Source organism: Paenibacillus sp. FSL R10-2199 (genome assembly GCF_038000235.1).
In the GTDB taxonomy this organism is placed as follows: domain Bacteria; phylum Bacillota; class Bacilli; order Paenibacillales; family Paenibacillaceae; genus Paenibacillus_AQ; species Paenibacillus_AQ phytohabitans.
This window is the reverse complement of the sequence record NZ_JBBOBO010000001.1, coordinates 5,229,990-5,246,834: the sequence shown is the minus strand read 5'-3', so window position 1 is coordinate 5,246,834 and position 16,845 is coordinate 5,229,990. Positions and strand designations below refer to the sequence as shown.

Annotated in this window: 10 protein-coding genes; 9 read left to right on the top strand and 1 reads right to left on the bottom strand. The window is 53.4% G+C overall.

Translation table 11 applies throughout. The features are described 5' to 3' along the window. The first annotated feature begins 11 nt into the window (after positions 1-11). The 9 genes from NYE33_RS22945 to NYE33_RS22905 all read left to right on the top strand — a co-directional run bounded on the left by NYE33_RS22945 (position 12) and on the right by NYE33_RS22905 (position 12,606). A complete protein-coding gene (locus tag NYE33_RS22945; RefSeq protein ID WP_341067732.1) occupies positions 12-1,820 on the top strand; it encodes a sensor histidine kinase in 1,809 nt (602 codons plus the stop codon). 4 nt (positions 1,821-1,824) lie between these two features. Then, positions 1,825-3,453 carry a response regulator gene (locus tag NYE33_RS22940; RefSeq protein ID WP_341067729.1) on the top strand — a complete coding sequence of 543 codons (1,629 nt, stop codon included), beginning with the start codon at positions 1,825-1,827 and terminating at the stop codon, positions 3,451-3,453. A 36-nt stretch (positions 3,454-3,489) separates the two neighbouring features. After that, positions 3,490-4,350, top strand: a complete 861-nt coding sequence (locus NYE33_RS22935; protein WP_336100354.1) for a hypothetical protein — start codon at positions 3,490-3,492, stop codon at positions 4,348-4,350. Then, positions 4,328-6,175, top strand: a complete 1,848-nt coding sequence (locus NYE33_RS22930; protein WP_341067726.1) for an FAD-dependent oxidoreductase — start codon at positions 4,328-4,330, stop codon at positions 6,173-6,175. The genes NYE33_RS22935 and NYE33_RS22930 overlap by 23 nt, the downstream gene beginning before the upstream one ends. 101 nt (positions 6,176-6,276) lie before the next feature. After that, entirely contained in the window at positions 6,277-7,701 is a 1,425-nt protein-coding gene (locus NYE33_RS22925; RefSeq protein WP_052421878.1) for an extracellular solute-binding protein, read from the top strand. A gap of 77 nt (positions 7,702-7,778) precedes the next feature. Further along, a complete protein-coding gene (locus NYE33_RS22920; RefSeq protein ID WP_042137398.1) occupies positions 7,779-8,690 on the top strand; it encodes a carbohydrate ABC transporter permease in 912 nt (303 codons plus the stop codon). A gap of 5 nt (positions 8,691-8,695) precedes the next feature. After that, positions 8,696-10,021 (top strand): carbohydrate ABC transporter permease, encoded by a 1,326-nt coding sequence (locus NYE33_RS22915; protein ID WP_042137399.1) that lies wholly within the window; start codon positions 8,696-8,698, stop codon positions 10,019-10,021. Between the two features lie 26 nt (positions 10,022-10,047). Then, on the top strand, positions 10,048-11,973 hold the full coding sequence (locus NYE33_RS22910; RefSeq protein ID WP_052421879.1) for an FAD-dependent oxidoreductase: 1,926 nt from the start codon (positions 10,048-10,050) through the stop codon (positions 11,971-11,973). Positions 11,974-11,988: 15 nt separating this feature from the next. After that, positions 11,989-12,606: an SGNH/GDSL hydrolase family protein gene (locus NYE33_RS22905; protein WP_341067723.1), complete on the top strand. Its 618-nt coding sequence runs from the start codon at positions 11,989-11,991 to the stop codon at positions 12,604-12,606. A 555-nt stretch (positions 12,607-13,161) separates the two neighbouring features. Here NYE33_RS22905 and NYE33_RS22900 read toward each other — a convergent pair. Then, a complete protein-coding gene (locus NYE33_RS22900; RefSeq protein ID WP_341067722.1) occupies positions 13,162-16,824 on the bottom strand; it encodes a glycoside hydrolase family 9 protein in 3,663 nt (1,220 codons plus the stop codon). Between the last annotated feature and the right edge of the window lie 21 nt (positions 16,825-16,845).

Sequence of the window (16,845 nt, the reverse complement as noted above, 5' to 3'; positions counted from 1 at the left end):
ATCGGATTATAATGAATTATGGGAAAAATTATGATCTGGGGGCGATGGCCATACTCTCGTTAATCCATTCGGTCACAAAGGGGATTATGGCTGTATTCGGCTATTTTTCACGCTCCCTTTTCCGTAAAATGCTGCTCGCCTTATTCGCGATCATCACGATTACGGTATCAACGCTTGGCTTATATACCTACGATCATACTTCCTCCGATATCAAGCAGCGCGAGATCCAGAATATGGAGCTCTTCAGTTCGCAATCAGCCACCAACCTGGAGACGCAGATGGTCAATATCAAGAGTACCGCATGGAATTACTTCTCTGACCCGAGATTCCAAAGCTTCGTGCAGACGTTAGGCTCCGATCCGCTGGCTTATAGTGAATTCTCCGGCAACTTCAGTCAATTCGTGACCGATCATTCCGCAGTCGAATTCATCGTGGTTACACAGCTTGAGGGCAATCGCTTGATCAAAGGAAATCTCAATAACACGGATGTAGTCGATTTCGAAGATTTGAAGGAGATCGCGGTGGCGAATAACGGCAAAGGCGTCTGGGTCCCCTCGATAGCTTTTGACCGGCGTACAGGGCAGGAGGTTAGCACGCTGACTTTCGTACAGGCAGTCAAGAATATCAGCACGCTATCCAAGTTCCCCATTATCGGTGTCCTGATGGTCCAGCTGTCTTATGAGTATCTGAAGCAATGGCTCTCAGGACTTGGTGAGACGGAAGGCGTGGACTTTCTGCTGGTGGATGCAAGGGAAGAGACGGTCCGGATCTCTGCCGATTCCTCACTGCCCGGTAAACCGCTGGAGCGCCGTAATGATTCGGAAGTGCTGTACGTTTCCCAGCCTTTGGCGAATACGTCATGGGTACTGGTGGGCATCGTTAATGTCCGTACTCTGCTCAAAGAGGTGAACGGATTGGCGCGGGATACGATCTTGATCGGAATTGCCTGCTTATTGGGAGCCATGCTGGTGGCAATTTTGCTGTCCTCACGAATTCTTACTCCTCTCAAAGAGCTGAAGAAAGGCATTCTGGCCGTTGAGAAGGGCGATTACGATATTATTCTGCCTATCCGCACCAAAGATGAAACCGGTTACATCATTCACCGTTTTAACCACATGACTGAGGAGATCAAGTCGCTGATCCGGAAAGTGTACGAGGCAGACTTAGTCCGTAAAGAAGCGGAAATCAAGGCGCTGCAATCGCAGATCAATCCTCACTTTCTCTACAATACACTAGGCATAATCGATAGCCTTGCTACCCTGCATGATGACGACCGTATTAGCCTGATCAGCAGATCACTGGCAAAGATGTTCCGTTACAACATAAGTGCTGCCCGGACGTCAACGATACAGCTTGAGCTGCGGCAGATCGAATTGTACCTCTATATTCAGCAGCAACGGTACGGGAACCGGTTCAAATATACGATCGAAGTGGAGGATTCAATATACGGCTTCTCCATTCCGAAGCTGCTGATACAGCCCTTGGTGGAGAATTGCTTCGTGCATGTCTTCGACAGAATGTCTGCGCAATGCGAGCTGCGAATCCGGGGCTGGAGACTGTCCGATCAGGAAATCTATCTCAATGTATGGAACAACGGCCCGCCGATTGCAGCGTCAAGACTGGCGGAGCTCAACATGCTGCTGAGTCAGGATATCCAGCAGCGGCGTGACGAGCTGCCGCCATCCTCCATCGGACTGATGAACGTGCAGAACCGGATCAAGCTGCTGTATGGAAATGAATATGGTCTTACCATTACCAGTGAGCAGGAGCAAGGCACTGAAGCCGTTATTCATCTAAGAAAACTGGGAGAGGAGGAGTAGTGGGATGAAACTGCTCCTGATTGAAGATGAGCCTATCTTACGGCAAGGCCTGATCCGGATCATCGAACGGATGGGGCTGCCGATCGGGGAGATTGGCGAAGCCGCGAATGGTATTGAAGGCTTGCAGCGTCTGGCTGAGCTCCGGCCGGATATCGTCATTACGGATATCCGGATGCCGGAGATGAACGGGCTGGATTTCATCCGCGAGGCCAAGGAGGTCGACGATAAACTGCAATTTATCCTGGTCAGCGGCTATGAAGAATTCGAGTTCGCCAAAAGAGGCATCCAATACGGGGTTGCCGACTATCTGCTGAAGCCGGTCGAACCCGAAGAGCTTCGGGACTGCCTGATCCGGATCATGGCGAAGATCGAGCAGGACCGACGGCATTCCACGCTCGGCGATGAGCTCCAGCTGCTTCAGCAAAGAAGCGAGGAGACTTCGCGTGAGCGGCTGTTGACCCAGCTGATCCAGCAGGGAGACGAGGGCTTTGCCTTCGAGCAGGACAGGGAGCTGGCTTCCATGAACACTTCTTGCCGCGAGTTCGTAATCGTCCTGTTCGAAGTCACACGGCCCGACTTGCCCTATAGCTCTTTCCTCCAGGGAGACGAAGCTCTGCTTGGATTTGCAATCTCCAATGTCATCTCCCAGCTGATTGAATCCAGGGAGCGGGAAGGGATGTTATTCCGCCATTCCATCTATCACAAAGAGCTTGTCTACCTCCTTGGAGACGGCAATTCCATCGGCCTCACCTCTATAAAGCATGAGCTTGAAGGGGTGATGACGGGGATTCACCGCTATCTTAAGCTTGAGGTGACCATCGGCTTCGGCCTGCCGGTGCGGAATATCCGCCAGATCCATCAGTCCTATCAGCAAGCCAAGCAAGCGCTGCGGGACCGGATTATCCACGGACGGAATAAAGTATACGGCTTGACACCGGCAGCCGGCGGTCAGGGTAACGGGAGCTCGGTTCTTGCGGAAGAGGATGAGCGTTTTGTATTCCGCCTTTTGAACGATGGCAATGCCGCAGCCTTAATCAAGTGGCTCGGCCCCCGTATCGAAGCACTCGTGGAGTACGAAGCTTCCAGCTTCAATCAGCTGGAGAGCTTCTGCATTGATCTCCATCTTCTCTACCGCAAATATCTGCTGCTTAAGACAAGTATCCCGGAATGGATCATCGGTGAGGTCGGCGATCTCCTGAGCTGGCTTCACGGGGTGGAGAGCTGGACGGAGATTGAGGTCAAGCTTGCCGCTATGACCCATAATATGATGGATCACTTAAACAGGATGCGGCATTCCTCGAATCCCGATCTTATGGATGAAATCAAGCTCTATATAGACAATAATCTGCATGAGCCGATCAGTCTCCAGGTCATTGCTGACCGCTTCTATATCCACCCGAATTATTTCTCCAGACGGTTCAAAGAACGGTTTAAAAGCAGCTTCATCAGCTACTTGACTGAAGAACGAATCCGCAAGGCCGGACAGCTCTTGAAGAAGACGGAGCTGCAGATCCAGGAAATTGCCGTTCTGGTTGGCTTTCCCGATGCGGCTTATTTCAGCAGCGTGTTCCGGAAATCGACTGGTACGACTCCGGTTCAGTACCGCTTGAACATGTCGGCTGCTTCAGAGTAAGGCCGATGAGTGTTGACAAGGGGGGACAAGGGTTCGATGAAGATCATGGAACATACATTGCAAGCTCACTATAAGACAATAATCTGCGGAGCGACTTGCAGCGGAATCGGAGCAGCGTTAGCGGCACCGGAGTCGACTCTGGTCGTCGAGCGGTCGGCAGCAGTAGGGCAAGAGTATATCGAGAGCTTCAACCCTGGACGGAACGATGGGCCGATTCCGCTGTCCTCATTCGGACGCTCGTTCGTGCTGGAGCTCCGTCAGCGCAATTTGACCGAGGCCGCCTTAGAGCCGGTGCACCTTCCGGGCCTTCATCCTGTTCTGTGCCGGAGACTGCTGGATGCCCGGGTTCAGGTGCTGCTCCTGACAGAGATTATTGAGATCCGGCAGCTCCCCGCAGGCTTCGAGGTTGATCTATTCAATGCATCCGGTCTACATACGGTAACGGCCGACCGCATAATAGATACGACTACATGCCGGGTATCCCGTCCGGCAGAGATCCGTCCGGCCGGGCGCAGCCTTAATGCGTATATTCACACAGGAATTGCAGATCAGGGCCTGCCTGCTGCCAGCGATCCCGGGGTGGAGTTCGTTCAAGGTCGTTTCAGCGCAGAGCATATCGTCAAATGGACGCTTGCAGCAGACGACGATTGGCCTGCTGCAAGAAACGGTCTATTAAGCTATTGGCATACCCGTCCAACTGTACTTCTCCCCTGGACAATTGCCGCCATCGCCTCCGTCTTCGATTGTGAAGTGCAGCGAGGCTTGCAGCTCGTCACGGACAGCTGGTTCTGGCTCCCGTCAAAAGGGTATGGGCACCCGGTTGAAGCTATCGATCAAGGCTATGTTCAACAAAAGAGATGGGAGGGAGCATCAGATGGAGTGCGCAGAAAGGTATAGCGGCGGCGTGGTCAACCATTCGTCCTTCGGGGGAGCTTATGCGGGACGCTATGATGTCATTGTAGCAGGGCTGGGAACAGCAGGAGCGATTGCGGCGATCACGGCGGCCAGGCAAGGGCTGAAGGTTCTTGGCGTAGAGCGTCTGCATGGCATGGGCGGTACAGGAACGGCCGGGGCTGTATGGAGCTATTATTACGGGTCGAGGGGCGGTATATCCGAGCCTCTGGATGAGCAGGTGCTAACGCTTGCTGCCGGATGCTTCACACCTTCGCAAGGCGTGAACGGAGAAGCCAAAATGATCGTAATGGAGCAGGAAGTGATTCAGCTTGGCGCAGACCTCCGGTATGAGAGCACAATCACAAGAGTCCTTAGACGGGGCAAACGCGTATGCGGAATCGAATGGATATCCCCGGAAGGCCGATTCACGGCGGACAGTGAAGTCGTGATTGATTGTACGGGAGACGCGCATGTGTGCGCGCATGCAGGAGCGGGCATGTACTGCGGCCGTAAGATGGACGGCCAGCTGCAGCCGTTCTCGAACGTATGGCTGCAGCTGGAGAACGGACAGGTTAACTGCCGGCATACCGACTCGGGTTATGCCGATCCGGGAGATGCGTTAGCTCTGTCGCAAGCAATCCTCACGTCCGCAACCGTCTCTACGCACCTGAAGGATACATATACTGAGCGGGACGGCTGGCTCCGCCTTGCACCACTGACCGGAATCAGGGAAGGACGGCTGATCGAAGGGGAAGCACAGGTGACACTCGAATGCGTCCTCAATGACATTCATACAACGGAGCCCTTGTATTACGCGTATGCGCATGTTGATCTGCACAGCAAGGATACCGCCTTCGAGAGCGAGGTGCTGCAGAAATGGACCGTTGCCTGCAGCATGTGGGGACACAAACTCTCCGTTCCGGTCCCGCTCGGCGCGCTCATTCCCAGAGGAATGGAGGGGCTGCTCGTCGCGGGCAGATGTCTGGCCGTCGATCATGACTTGGCCACCTGTGTACGGATGAAACGGGATATGCAAAAAGCAGGGGAGGCTGCCGCCTATGCCGCCTATCTCTCCATAACCAGGAAAGTACCGCTCCGGGAGGTTCCTTATCCGGAGCTATCCGCGCTGCTCACCGCAACAGGCTGCTTGCAGGCAAGCGGGCACAATACGGGTCCGGCTTGGCTCGGTCAGTCGGAGACCATCAGGGAAGGTATGTCCAGCGCGCATCCGGGGCTTTCGATCTGGTCGGCGGTTAGAATGGGTGGATCTATTCAAGCTGCATTAAGAGCCTGGATGACACAGGTTCCTGAGTCTGACCTCAGTAAGCATAGTGCATTCGCACTTGCATTGCTTGGGGATGCCTCGTCCGCACCTGTGCTGAGAAAGCTCGCGCGCGTGAAGGACCCCTTCGTACCACAGACCCGCCTCGTCCATAAGCGCAGCCATGGACGGGGCTATTCGGCGATTCTCCTGCTGGGACTGCTTGCGGACAAGGATGCGGCTGACTTGCTGTATACCCTATTGGAAGAACCTGTAGCAGCTTTCCCGAACCCGGATGCAAGTGAAGCGTCGGAGACGCCTGCCGAAGTACACTTCCAATACGTCTCGTTCGCCGTGGCTGCCTTGGCCAGAATCGGGGACCGCCACTCGGATACGCGGAGTCCAACGGCCGAAGCTTATTGTAAGCTGCTGCACAGGAAAGACCTCGGATTCGAGGTCGCCCTGCCCGGTGCGCCTCACATTCCGTACGACATGCTCCCTAAAATCCGGTTGTGCATAGAACAAACAATCCTCCGCTGGGACATCGGACCGCTGTCCTGGAGGTGAAATATTCATATTTAGCCGGTTAATTATTTCTATTTAGTAAGCGGTTGCAACCCTTTATGATGAAGGGGTACAGCAACCACACTTCACGGGGGGATTATGAAATGAAGCGTTATAAAGGGTCTACACACAAGCGGGCTGCGCTGTTAACCATGTCGCTCGCCTTCGGCCTGCTGACGGCGTGCGGTTCCGGCAACGGGAACGATCCGGCAGCCGAATCGGCGGCAACGCCGGCGGGAAATACGCCTGCGGCGGAGAATACAGCAGGGCCTTCCAAGGAAGCAGCTATCGTCGAGATTACCGTTTGGGATAAGCCGGCGCCGGATGCCGCAACGAAAGCGGTCGCCGAAGAACTGCAGGCAAAGTTCGATGCTGCTTATCCGAACATCAAGGTCACACACGAGGATGAGACGCAGACGCCCGAGAAATTCCTGGCAGCGGTTGCGGGCGGAGAGCAGCCTGATGTGTTCCGGCCGTCGTTCCCCAAGATGCAGGAATACGTTCAAGCGGGCATTGTAGCGGATATTACCGATTTGATCAACGCTTCCCCTGATAAGGACCGTTTTATCGACGGCGCCTTCAACATGGCTACACGGGACGGTAAAATCTATGGCGTACCTCTCTCAATGTATTCGACGGGCGTCTATTACAACAAAAAGCTGTTCGAAACTGCCGGAATCACGAGCCTTCCCGCCACATGGGATGAATTCGCTGCTACGGCCAAGACCGTACAAGAGAAGAATCCGGGCACTATCGGTTTCGATATTCTCGGCATGGACTGGGGCGACTGGCACTTCGAGTATTACGTCTGGCAAGCCGGCGGAGATTTGACGGAGCTGCAGCCGGACGGAACGGTCAAGCTTAACTTCACTTCTGAGGCTACCGTCAAAGCCTTGCAGTATTACAAGGATTTGAAATGGACGCATAAGGTCGTTCAGAGCAATGTTCTCCAGTCTTTTGAAGAGAATAACAAGGACTTCTACAGCGGGAAGTCGGCGATGATCCTCGGAGCATCCGATGCCTATAACACCTTCGTCGGACAGGGTATGGACCCGAGCGTAATCGGCTTCATGCCATACCCGGTCGGTCCTGCGGGTGTAGGCCCATCCCAGGTGGGCGGCAGCTTCTGGGCAATCAGCCCGTCGGCAACTCCGGAGAAGCGGCAGGCGGCTTTTGATTACATTATGTTCATGTCCTCCAAGGAAGCCTTCGAGACCCGGCTGCAGTTCAATAAAGACAACGGGCTGGGAGTCAACCCGTTTACCGTCGTCAAAGACGTAGACACATCCAATTATGTTGAAGGCATGCCCGCTGATTTCTTAAGTGCCATCCGTAAGGCGGCCGAAACGCAGCAATTGGAATATTATTTGAAGTCGAGTCTGAGCCCCTATGTGGTGAAGCCGATTCAGAAGGTGCTGCTCGATCAGAATGCTGATCCTTTGACGGAGCTCAAGGCGGCGGAACAATTGGCGCAGAAGGAAGTTATCGATAAATATAACGCAGATATCCTGAGTAAATCCGGCAAATAACCACAGATTACTGTTAAGCTGCCCGGGGTTTCCGGCAAGGGGATCCCGGCATCTATTCTTGTGCAGGCGGTGAAAAGATGAAGCTCGAATCCAGTCCTCCCCTGAAGGCCCTTCCCGCCCCCCGGACCCGTTTCCGTATCCGGTGGACGCCGGTCTTGTTTCTACTGCCATCCATTATCGTCTTCATCGTGTTTAAGTATTATCTGATCTTCTCGGCCGTGCAAATCAGTCTATTTAACTACGATATCGTGAATCCGCCCGGCAGGTTCGTCGGGTTAGAGAATTACTTCGTCTTTTTGCAGACATCGACGTTCTGGCTTGCGCTCAAGAACACTTTTATCATCTTCCTCCTGTCCGTCGCGTTAACCTTCTGGGTGCCGATCGTTCAAGCCATCTTCCTGAGCGAGATCCGCAAGGCGAACGGAGTGTACCGGGTGCTGTATCAGATTCCGAGCATTCTGCCGGTCGTGGCAGGCGCGCTGCTGTGGAAGTGGATGTACAACCCCGACAGCGGGCTGTTCAATTACTTGCTCGGCAAAATCGGCCTTGGTCCCTACGGCTGGCTCAACGATATTAACATGACTAAGTTCGCCATTGTCCTGCCGGGGTTTTTCGCCAGCGGCGGAATCGGAGTGCTGCTCTACTATGCTGCGATCAAATCGATCCCTGCAGAATTATTCGAATCGGCCAAAATCGATGGTTGTGGCCCCTGGCGCCGAATCCGGTCCCTGGTGCTGCCTAACATCCGCTTCGTAATCCTGATCCAGTTCATCTCGTTCATGTCCGGTGCACTGCTTGCATTCGATAATATCTTCATTCTGACGAAGGGCGGTCCTGCAGATGCTTCACTGGTCGTTTCCTTGCTCATTCAGCGTTCTGCCTTCGAACAATCGAACTTCGGGATGTCGGCTGCCCTGTCATTCTTCATGTTTCTGGTAATTGCCTTGCTGACGGTCATTCAATTCAAGCTGCAGAAGGAGGAGAACTGATCCTTATGAAATCTAACCGCATCTCTGAGCGAGGTGAGAAGGGACTAAAGTTCACCTCCTATGCTGTGACGATATTGTTTCTCCTGTTCGGTACGCTGCCACTCGTATGGCTGTGCCTTACTTCCATCATGGACAACGAGTCGATTCAATCGGCTACGCCCAAATTCATTCCGGACGTGCCTCACACGATTACTGTTACATTAGATTTCACGGGTGCAGCCAGCGGGGATGAGACCTTCTATAAGAAAGAAGCAATGGAGGCGATCTGGTTCCCCTGGGCATCCTTAATCCGCAACAATATCGGCGAGATTATCGTGAACGGGACGAGGGACGGCCAGCAGCTGTTCCGGGCCAAGGCCACTTCGGCGCAATTCTATGTGGGCCAGATGTCGATTGTGCCTACCCGCGTCGTCAACGATCAGGTGATGAAGCTTAAGCTGCCCACCATCGCAGAGCGGAAACTGAGTGATTTCGAATGGTACGGACCGGCCTCTAAGCCGGCCAAGGCTACGGCACCCTCCTCTGACCATGAGGTGGCGAAGCTTTACCGCGATTTCTTCGTGTCCCATGACGTGTTAGCCGGAACAATAACGAGTGTAGAGCATTCCCGCAATAAGCTAAGGCTGTTCGACAGCTTCGCCAGCCTGCAGCACATAGCGCTTGGGAAAGCCGGGGATCTCGGGTTCTACCGTTACTTCATCAACAGCGGAATGGTCACGTTCACCGTCATCATCTGGCAGCTGGTCTTCGCGGGTATCGGCAGTTATGCCTTGTCCCAGCTCATCCGCAGCAGCCGCCTCAGATTCTTCCTGTTGATGTTCTTCCTGGCGACAATTATGATTCCCGGGGTATCGATCCTGATCCCGCAATATATTCTGATCAAGAACCTGCATCTAAGTGACTCCCTGTGGGCCATCATCCTGCCGCATTTCGCCTGGGGCTTCGTAATCTTCCTGTTCAAAGGCTTCTTCGATCAGCTGCCCAAGGAATTGCTTCAGGCGGCCCGGATTGACGGTGCTGGTGAATTCAGAACCTTCTTGAAGATTGTCGTTCCCATGTCGATCCCTGTGTTCACCATCGTGGCGGTCATGACCTTCGTGCCTGTATGGAATGAATTCATGTGGCCCTACATCGTAACGAAATCGCCGGAGCATTGGACCTTCCCGGTCGCGATGAACGATATGCAGCAGACGACCAACCGCAATACCATCGTCCGGCCGAACCTGATCAGTGCGAGCGGCGTCCTCTCGCTGATTCCGCTGCTGATCTTGTTCATATCCACACAGCGTTTCGTGGAGAAAGGGATTAATTTCACAGGAATTAAGGGCTAATAACCACTTGAAGGAGCAGAGGATAAATGGAAAGCTATGAGGTTGTCATATACGGAGCAACACCCGGCGGAATCGGTGCAGCGCTCGGAGCGGCGAGGCAGGGCCGGCGGACCTTGCTTCTGGAACCGACAGATCATCTGGGAGGAATGCTGACCAGCGGACTAGGCAGAACCGATATTCTCTCTCTTGAAGCCTCCGGCGCCGTATTCCGTGAATTTGCCGGCCGCGTACATGCTTATTATCGTGACCGGTACGGCGAAGAATCCGCGCAGGTCCAGGATTGCAATAACGGATTATTCTTCGAGCCGTCCGTCGCTCAGCATATCCTGCAGGAGATGACAGGCAAGGAAACGCTGCTTCACATTCAGCTGTGTGCGGAGCTGAAGGGTGTCCGGGTAGAAGGCACTCAACTGCTGGCGATTCGGGTACAGACGGATGCTGGCGAACAGGAATTGGTCGGCAACGTATTCGTGGACGGGACTTACGAGGGTGATCTGGCGGCGATGGCAGGTGTGCCTTACCGGCTGGGGCGCGAATCCCGGGAAGAGTGGAACGAGGAGTATGCCGGCAGGCTCTATATGAACTTCGATGAATCGAAGGAAGTGTATCCCGGCAGCACCGGCGAAGGGGATGACCGGATACAAGCGTATAATTACAGGCTGTGCCTAACCCGGAACCGGGATAATTTCATTGCTTGTACCAGACCGCCGGGGTATAACCGTGACGAATATGCCCTGCTGGCAACTGATGTAGCGGAGCAGCGTATCAAGTCCATTGGCGACATGCTTAATATGCTGGCCGTGCCGAACGGTAAGACAGACAGCAATAACCACCATTACTGCATGTGCTCGACGGATCTTCCGGAGGAGAATACGGCTTATGCCGATGGGGACCGCAGGACAAGGGAGCTATTCGCGAAACGCCAGAAGGAGTATATTCAGGGGCTGCTGTGGTTTATTCAGCACGATGAGGAGCTGCCGGAGGACTTTCGCAAGGATGCGCAGAGCTGGGGGTATGCGGCGGATGAATTTACCGCTTACGATTATTTCCCGCCGCAGTTATATGTGCGTGAAGCCAGAAGGATACAGGGAGAGTACACGTTTACAGAAAATGATGCAAGACTGGCTCCGGGCCTTGGGCGTGCGCCGATTCAATTGGACAGCATCGCGATCGGGGATTACCCCATTGATTCTCATGCCGTGAAGAAACGGGAGCCCGAAGGTCAAAACAAAGCGCTTGAGGGCTTCCTCGGCCTCAACTGGCTGTCTGAAATCTATCAGATTCCCTACGGTGTTATAGTTCCTCAAGCTATTGACGGATTGCTGGTACCGGTCGCCGTGTCCGCCAGCCATATGGGCTTCGGCACCCTCCGGATGGAGCCATGCTGGATGCAGCTCGGCTTTGCGGCCGGCATAGCCGCAGACCTTGCCATCACTAGGAACACAGATGTGCGTCTTGTGCCTGTCGATGCATTGCAGATCAGCTTGCTTGATCGGGAGCAGCGGATTACTTACTTCGAAGATGTTGCCTGGGATCATCCGGCAAGGCAGGCCGCGGAATACTTGGGAACAAAGGGGTTCTTCACTGCTTATGCTGCCGGATTAGACGATCCAATGCCGTTATCCGAAGCCTCCAGACTGATTGCATGGGCACGCAGTTTACCCGGATGCCGCAGCCTGCCTGTACTTCCGGCGACAGACAACCTAATTCCGGTTGGTACAGATATGGGGCCAAGGCTGCCCCTGGAGGAAGCCGGACCGCGGGAGTACTGGCGTGAACGGCCGCTGCTAACCGGGGCGATGGCGGCGAATTGGATACAGGTTGCATTAAGAGGGCTTGGCCTCTCCGCCCGGGAGGACCCGCTTATAGAGCTTAGCCGGGAATCCAGCATCACAAGAGGGACGTTTGTGTCCAAGCTGTATGAGCTTATCCGTGAGGTTCAGCAAATGTAGTGAGGGGGTGTGTTTTTGAGAGCATCTGGCCGATGGGCAGGCAAAAGCTGGGGCACGCTTGGCGACAGCATCAGCGCGGCGGGTGGTTATCAGCCGCTGGTGTGTGCAGAAGTTGGTTTCGGAACAATGGTCAACCTCGCAGTCAGCGGTTGTCCTATGGCAGCGGGCGGAGACCGTGACTACGGGGCGACAGTACATGCGGGCCGTTCCTTAACTGAGATCCCTGACTGTGTTACTATTTTGGCCGGAACCAACGATTTCAGGCTCGATAAGCCGCTGGGAAGTATGGAAGGGCGGGACATTCATACGTTTTACGGTGCCTACGCCACTTTGATTGAGGACCTGTTAACCCGCAGACCGGATGCCCGTCTGAATCTGTGGACTCCGCTTCAGCGGGATAAGGACGGATGGGATACTGCCTTCATTAACGGCGCAGGCTTCCGCCTGCCGGAATACGCTGAAGCGGTCCGCAGGATCGGGGCTTATTATGCCTTGCCCGTACTGGACTTATATGCCGAAAGCGGGATTACCGGGTTAACCCTGAACTTTTTCACCGTTGACGGCCTTCATCCGAATGAGGCAGGCTTTCAGCGGATTGCAGAGCTGGCCATCCCTTTTCTGGAGCGGATTTGAACAGTCAGTGATTTGGCCAATGAAGAAATGCCGCTTCCGTCATACGGTGTGGTTCATGAGCAAATTCCAATTCACCCAGAACAGGTTGATCAATAGTTTTCATCCGGTTCTCCTCCGTTTTGACGTCATGCATGGACCACCATAGATCAATTTCTGCTAAATGTTGTACGTTTTACAACTCTAATCCATGGATAGCCAGGTGATCGGAAGGATTGTTGTATGAAATACAAGAATAATACTGCTGAGCTGCTTGAATAAGGTGAAATGCTGCAATTTGTACAACAATTTTGGATTTGGGCCGATATGAGGAGGGAAATGTTGTATTTTGGGCATGATTTTATACAAAGTTTCTGGATCTCTGCCACAGAAAGCGGATGAATCTATAACATCCTGTCCGCGCAGCGTCCACTCAAGTGCACACGTTGATCCTACTACACAAGCAGCAAACGGTACCGTCCTTTTTAGGGACGGTACCGTTTTTGCGAGAAATAGAAGGAGGAGCTGTCCCAAGCAGCTATTTCTTAGCTTGGGACAGCCCCGTATGCAGCGGGCTTATTAGCTACCCCAACCAACTATAGGGCCGAGCAGAACCTCTGTACTTATGGCATCCGTAAACGTATCGGTGGTGTGGAAGTAGTAGGAATGCTGGCCGGGAGGCAGCTTGGTCGTGTATTGATAGACTCTGCCGTCAACATAGTTAGTATCACCCGGATTAGCAGGCTGCATGGTCCGGACAACGCCGTCCACGACCAGCTCCATGGCAAATGGGGCCTGATTGTCCGCATCGGTATAAGTGACTGTGAAAGTAAACTCGGTTTGCGGCGTGCCTTCTGTATGATTTACGCCTCCTGAAGTTAACGTTGGCGCACTTCCGCTGACCTGATTGGTCGCCTTAATTTCATCAATCAGCATTTCTCCGGCAGTGACTGTATTTTGTTTCAGCCAAATGGACATCTTCAGCGCCTTTTTATCAATGGCCGGACTAAGTGCATTCAGATCAAATTGCAGAACGCTCCAGTCCGCTGGAACCTCTACCCAGCCTCCGGTCAGATTGTACGTTCTTTTGCCGTCATTAATTTCAATCCGGGTTCTGAGGTCAGGCGAGGCCGGATTCTTAAGCGTAATATTCAAATACCGGTAGCCGCTCAGATCGACCACATCGTTCCACGGCTGGAATTTAGCCGCTGAAGTCACACTTGCCGGAGTCTGGGCGAATTTGCCGGCTGAACGTCCGTCTACTGTAAGCTTGGTGAACGTTCCCGTGCCGCCATTCTGATTATACCAGTTGACCCAGGTCGTGTTGGCCGCAGAACCACCCCAGAATCCGCCTCCTCCAAAATCATCATATAACAGCGGAGTGGAGGGGTCCGGCAACGCGGGAGCAACGGTGTAATGAGTCGAGCTGTAGGTGTATCCGCCGGAAGAGTCCTTCGCACGAACATCTACTCTCCGGCTTACGTAGGGCAAGGATTGGCTCTCATCGATAACCGCAGCGTACACCGCACCGCTTACAGTTGAATATACATTACCGGAAACCGTCATCGGCTGATAAGGCAATCCGGCTGCCGCATACTCTACCTGGCTCAGACCATCCCCGGCCTCAGCAAAAACAGTTACATCTCCGCGGACCCATTCTCCAATCACCGGAGAGAGTAGCGGCAAGGCGGGCGGCTTCGCTGTGTTGTCTGCACCTGTTCCCGGAGTTGCACTAAGTCCCATAACTGTATATAGGAGTCCTGCCTGAATACTGATACTGAACTCGTTATACCGCCACTGATTCGTATCATCCAGATAGAGGGACCGGTCCTCGTACCAGGGGCTTATACTGGTTCGATTCTTAGGATCTTTCATATTCGGTCCGCTGACCATGGCGCCGGGGAAGATAATCCCGGTATCACCCGCAGTATTGGAATCCTCATTGTAGCGGGTATGCGGGAACATTACATGATGGGTGCCAATGCCGGAGACCCAGCTGATATTCCACGGATTTTCTCCGAACAGCCAATACATACCTTGTACCACCGCCTCCAGTGCTGCCGGGTCACCGAATAATTCATAGTACCGCAGCAGGTCCCCCAAATAAGAAGCATGAGGTTCGTTTACGCCGAAGTTTTTGAACTGGTTCAGTACACCATACGGGGTATCATCTGAAGTGGAGAGGAAGAAATCCGCTTGCCCTTTTAACAAACTGTGAATATGAGACTGTGTTGAGGCATCGGCCACCGGGTAGAACTCGGCCATGGACATTGGACTCATATCCCAATAGTTCGTGGATGAAATGTCACTCAGCGTTAAGGCGTTGATTGTAGTTGAAGCTGCATTCCTATACTGGTTATCGCCGGTCAGCAAGTACAGCTCCACATCAGCGAGCAGCTTGGAATTGGGGATGCCTCCTCTGGTGGAGTAGGAGCCTATTGGACCGTCAGGATGGGCAACCACATAATCATAAAAGATTACAGCTGCGCTCTCGCATTGGTCGGCAAAATCCGTGAGTTCTGCAATCCGGGCTGACGAGATGTCGCCTTCGTTAACCGCTGTGCGGATCGCGCGCGCTGTGGCTGCCAGTGTACCCGCTGACTTGGCTGAGCCGCCGACGCTTAAATCGGTCAGCTTCCGGTCATCCGCTGTGCCGGAGATGTTGTCGGTAGATTTCTCCGGGTGTACAAAAGAAGCATTGTTCCTGAGACTATACATTTCCCCGCCAAGCTGATCCGCGAACTTGATGAGATATTCGCTGCCGAAGACAGCTTCATCTACCAGGTCCGGGATGCCATTGCTGTCGTTATCGTACTTCACGCTGTCTTTGTCCGCATAACGCGTATAAGCAAGTGCAATCTCTGCGCCGACCCATTGGTTACCGCCATATTTGCCGTAATCCCCAGCATCGTACCAGCTGCCTGTCAGATCATAATGGGTCAGGCCGTCCGCAGACTGGGCATCATCCAGGTGTCCCGCGGCATGGTAGAGCTTAGCGGAAGGAGCTACACTGCTGTAACCCTCAGGATAAGCATCACTGGTGGCTACTGAGGCACGCAGAAGACGGTAGAAGGCTGTCATTTCATCCTTGTATTGATTCCACAGGTTAGGCGTGATTTCAAAAGGATAGGAATACTGCTGATTACTTCGCACCCTGTAGTTGTTCCCGGCATCCGTGACGGAGGAGAAACCGATAGAATAGACATGCTTATTCCAATAGAAGCCCTCGTAAGTCATGGTGCCTGATGACACGACATTAGATCCATCCAAGATTTCATAAGTAGCGTCTGTGACGGTTGTGGTTGAGATGAAATTGGCGTTCTTGATATCGTCCGCACTGTAGCCGGCTTGGCTCACTACAATATCAACCACAGAAGAGGAATTGATTACGATCAAATTGTGAATTCCGGTCTTGACTTCATTCGAAGTCGTATCTGTGGTGCGGAAATAGTAGGAATGGGCTCCCGCCGGAAGCTTGGTCATGAACCTGTAATCTTTTCCATCCGTGTAGGTTACATCGGCTTGATCGGTTTCGCGCATAGTATAAGCCGTGTCATCAATGATCACCTGGACGGCATAAGGCGCCTCGTTATCCCGGTCGGTATAAGTGGCATCGAAGGTAAAATTAGTGTTCTGGTTATAGCTGCCATCTGTATCCGCACTCATCACAGCCGGGCTTAACTGAGGCGCGGTACCACCGGAGGCCGTGGTAAACACGATATCATCGATCAGCATTTCCCCGTAAGTCCCGCCGGCTTGTCTAAGCCACACCTCCAATTTGACTTTCTCCTTCTGAATCTTGGGCGACAGGGCATCCAGATCAAACTGCAGGCTGGTCCAGGTATTCGTTGCAGGTACGTAACCACCGGTAAGATTGTAATTGGTGATGCCATCGCTTATGACAACACGAATGAGTGACTGGGCATAACCTGCATTTTGCAGAGACAGATTCATGTAACGGTAGCCCGAGAGGTCAAAGGTCTCGTTCATCGGCTGAAACTTGGCCCAGGAGGTGGAGGAGCCTGGGGTTTGTGTGAACTTTCCAATCGTACGGGTGCCTTGGACCGTCTTGGTGAAAGTGCCGCTACCCCCGTTCTGATTGTACCAGTTCGTCCAATTTTGTTTGAACAGCCCGCCGCCGGCAAAATCATCATACAGAAGAGGGTGGCCGGGTCCCGGCAAGGGGTTAACCGCTGCTGCGGCAGGCCGGGGAGACAGAGCGACAGTACTTATGATCAACAACAGACTGAGGCATACCGGTAA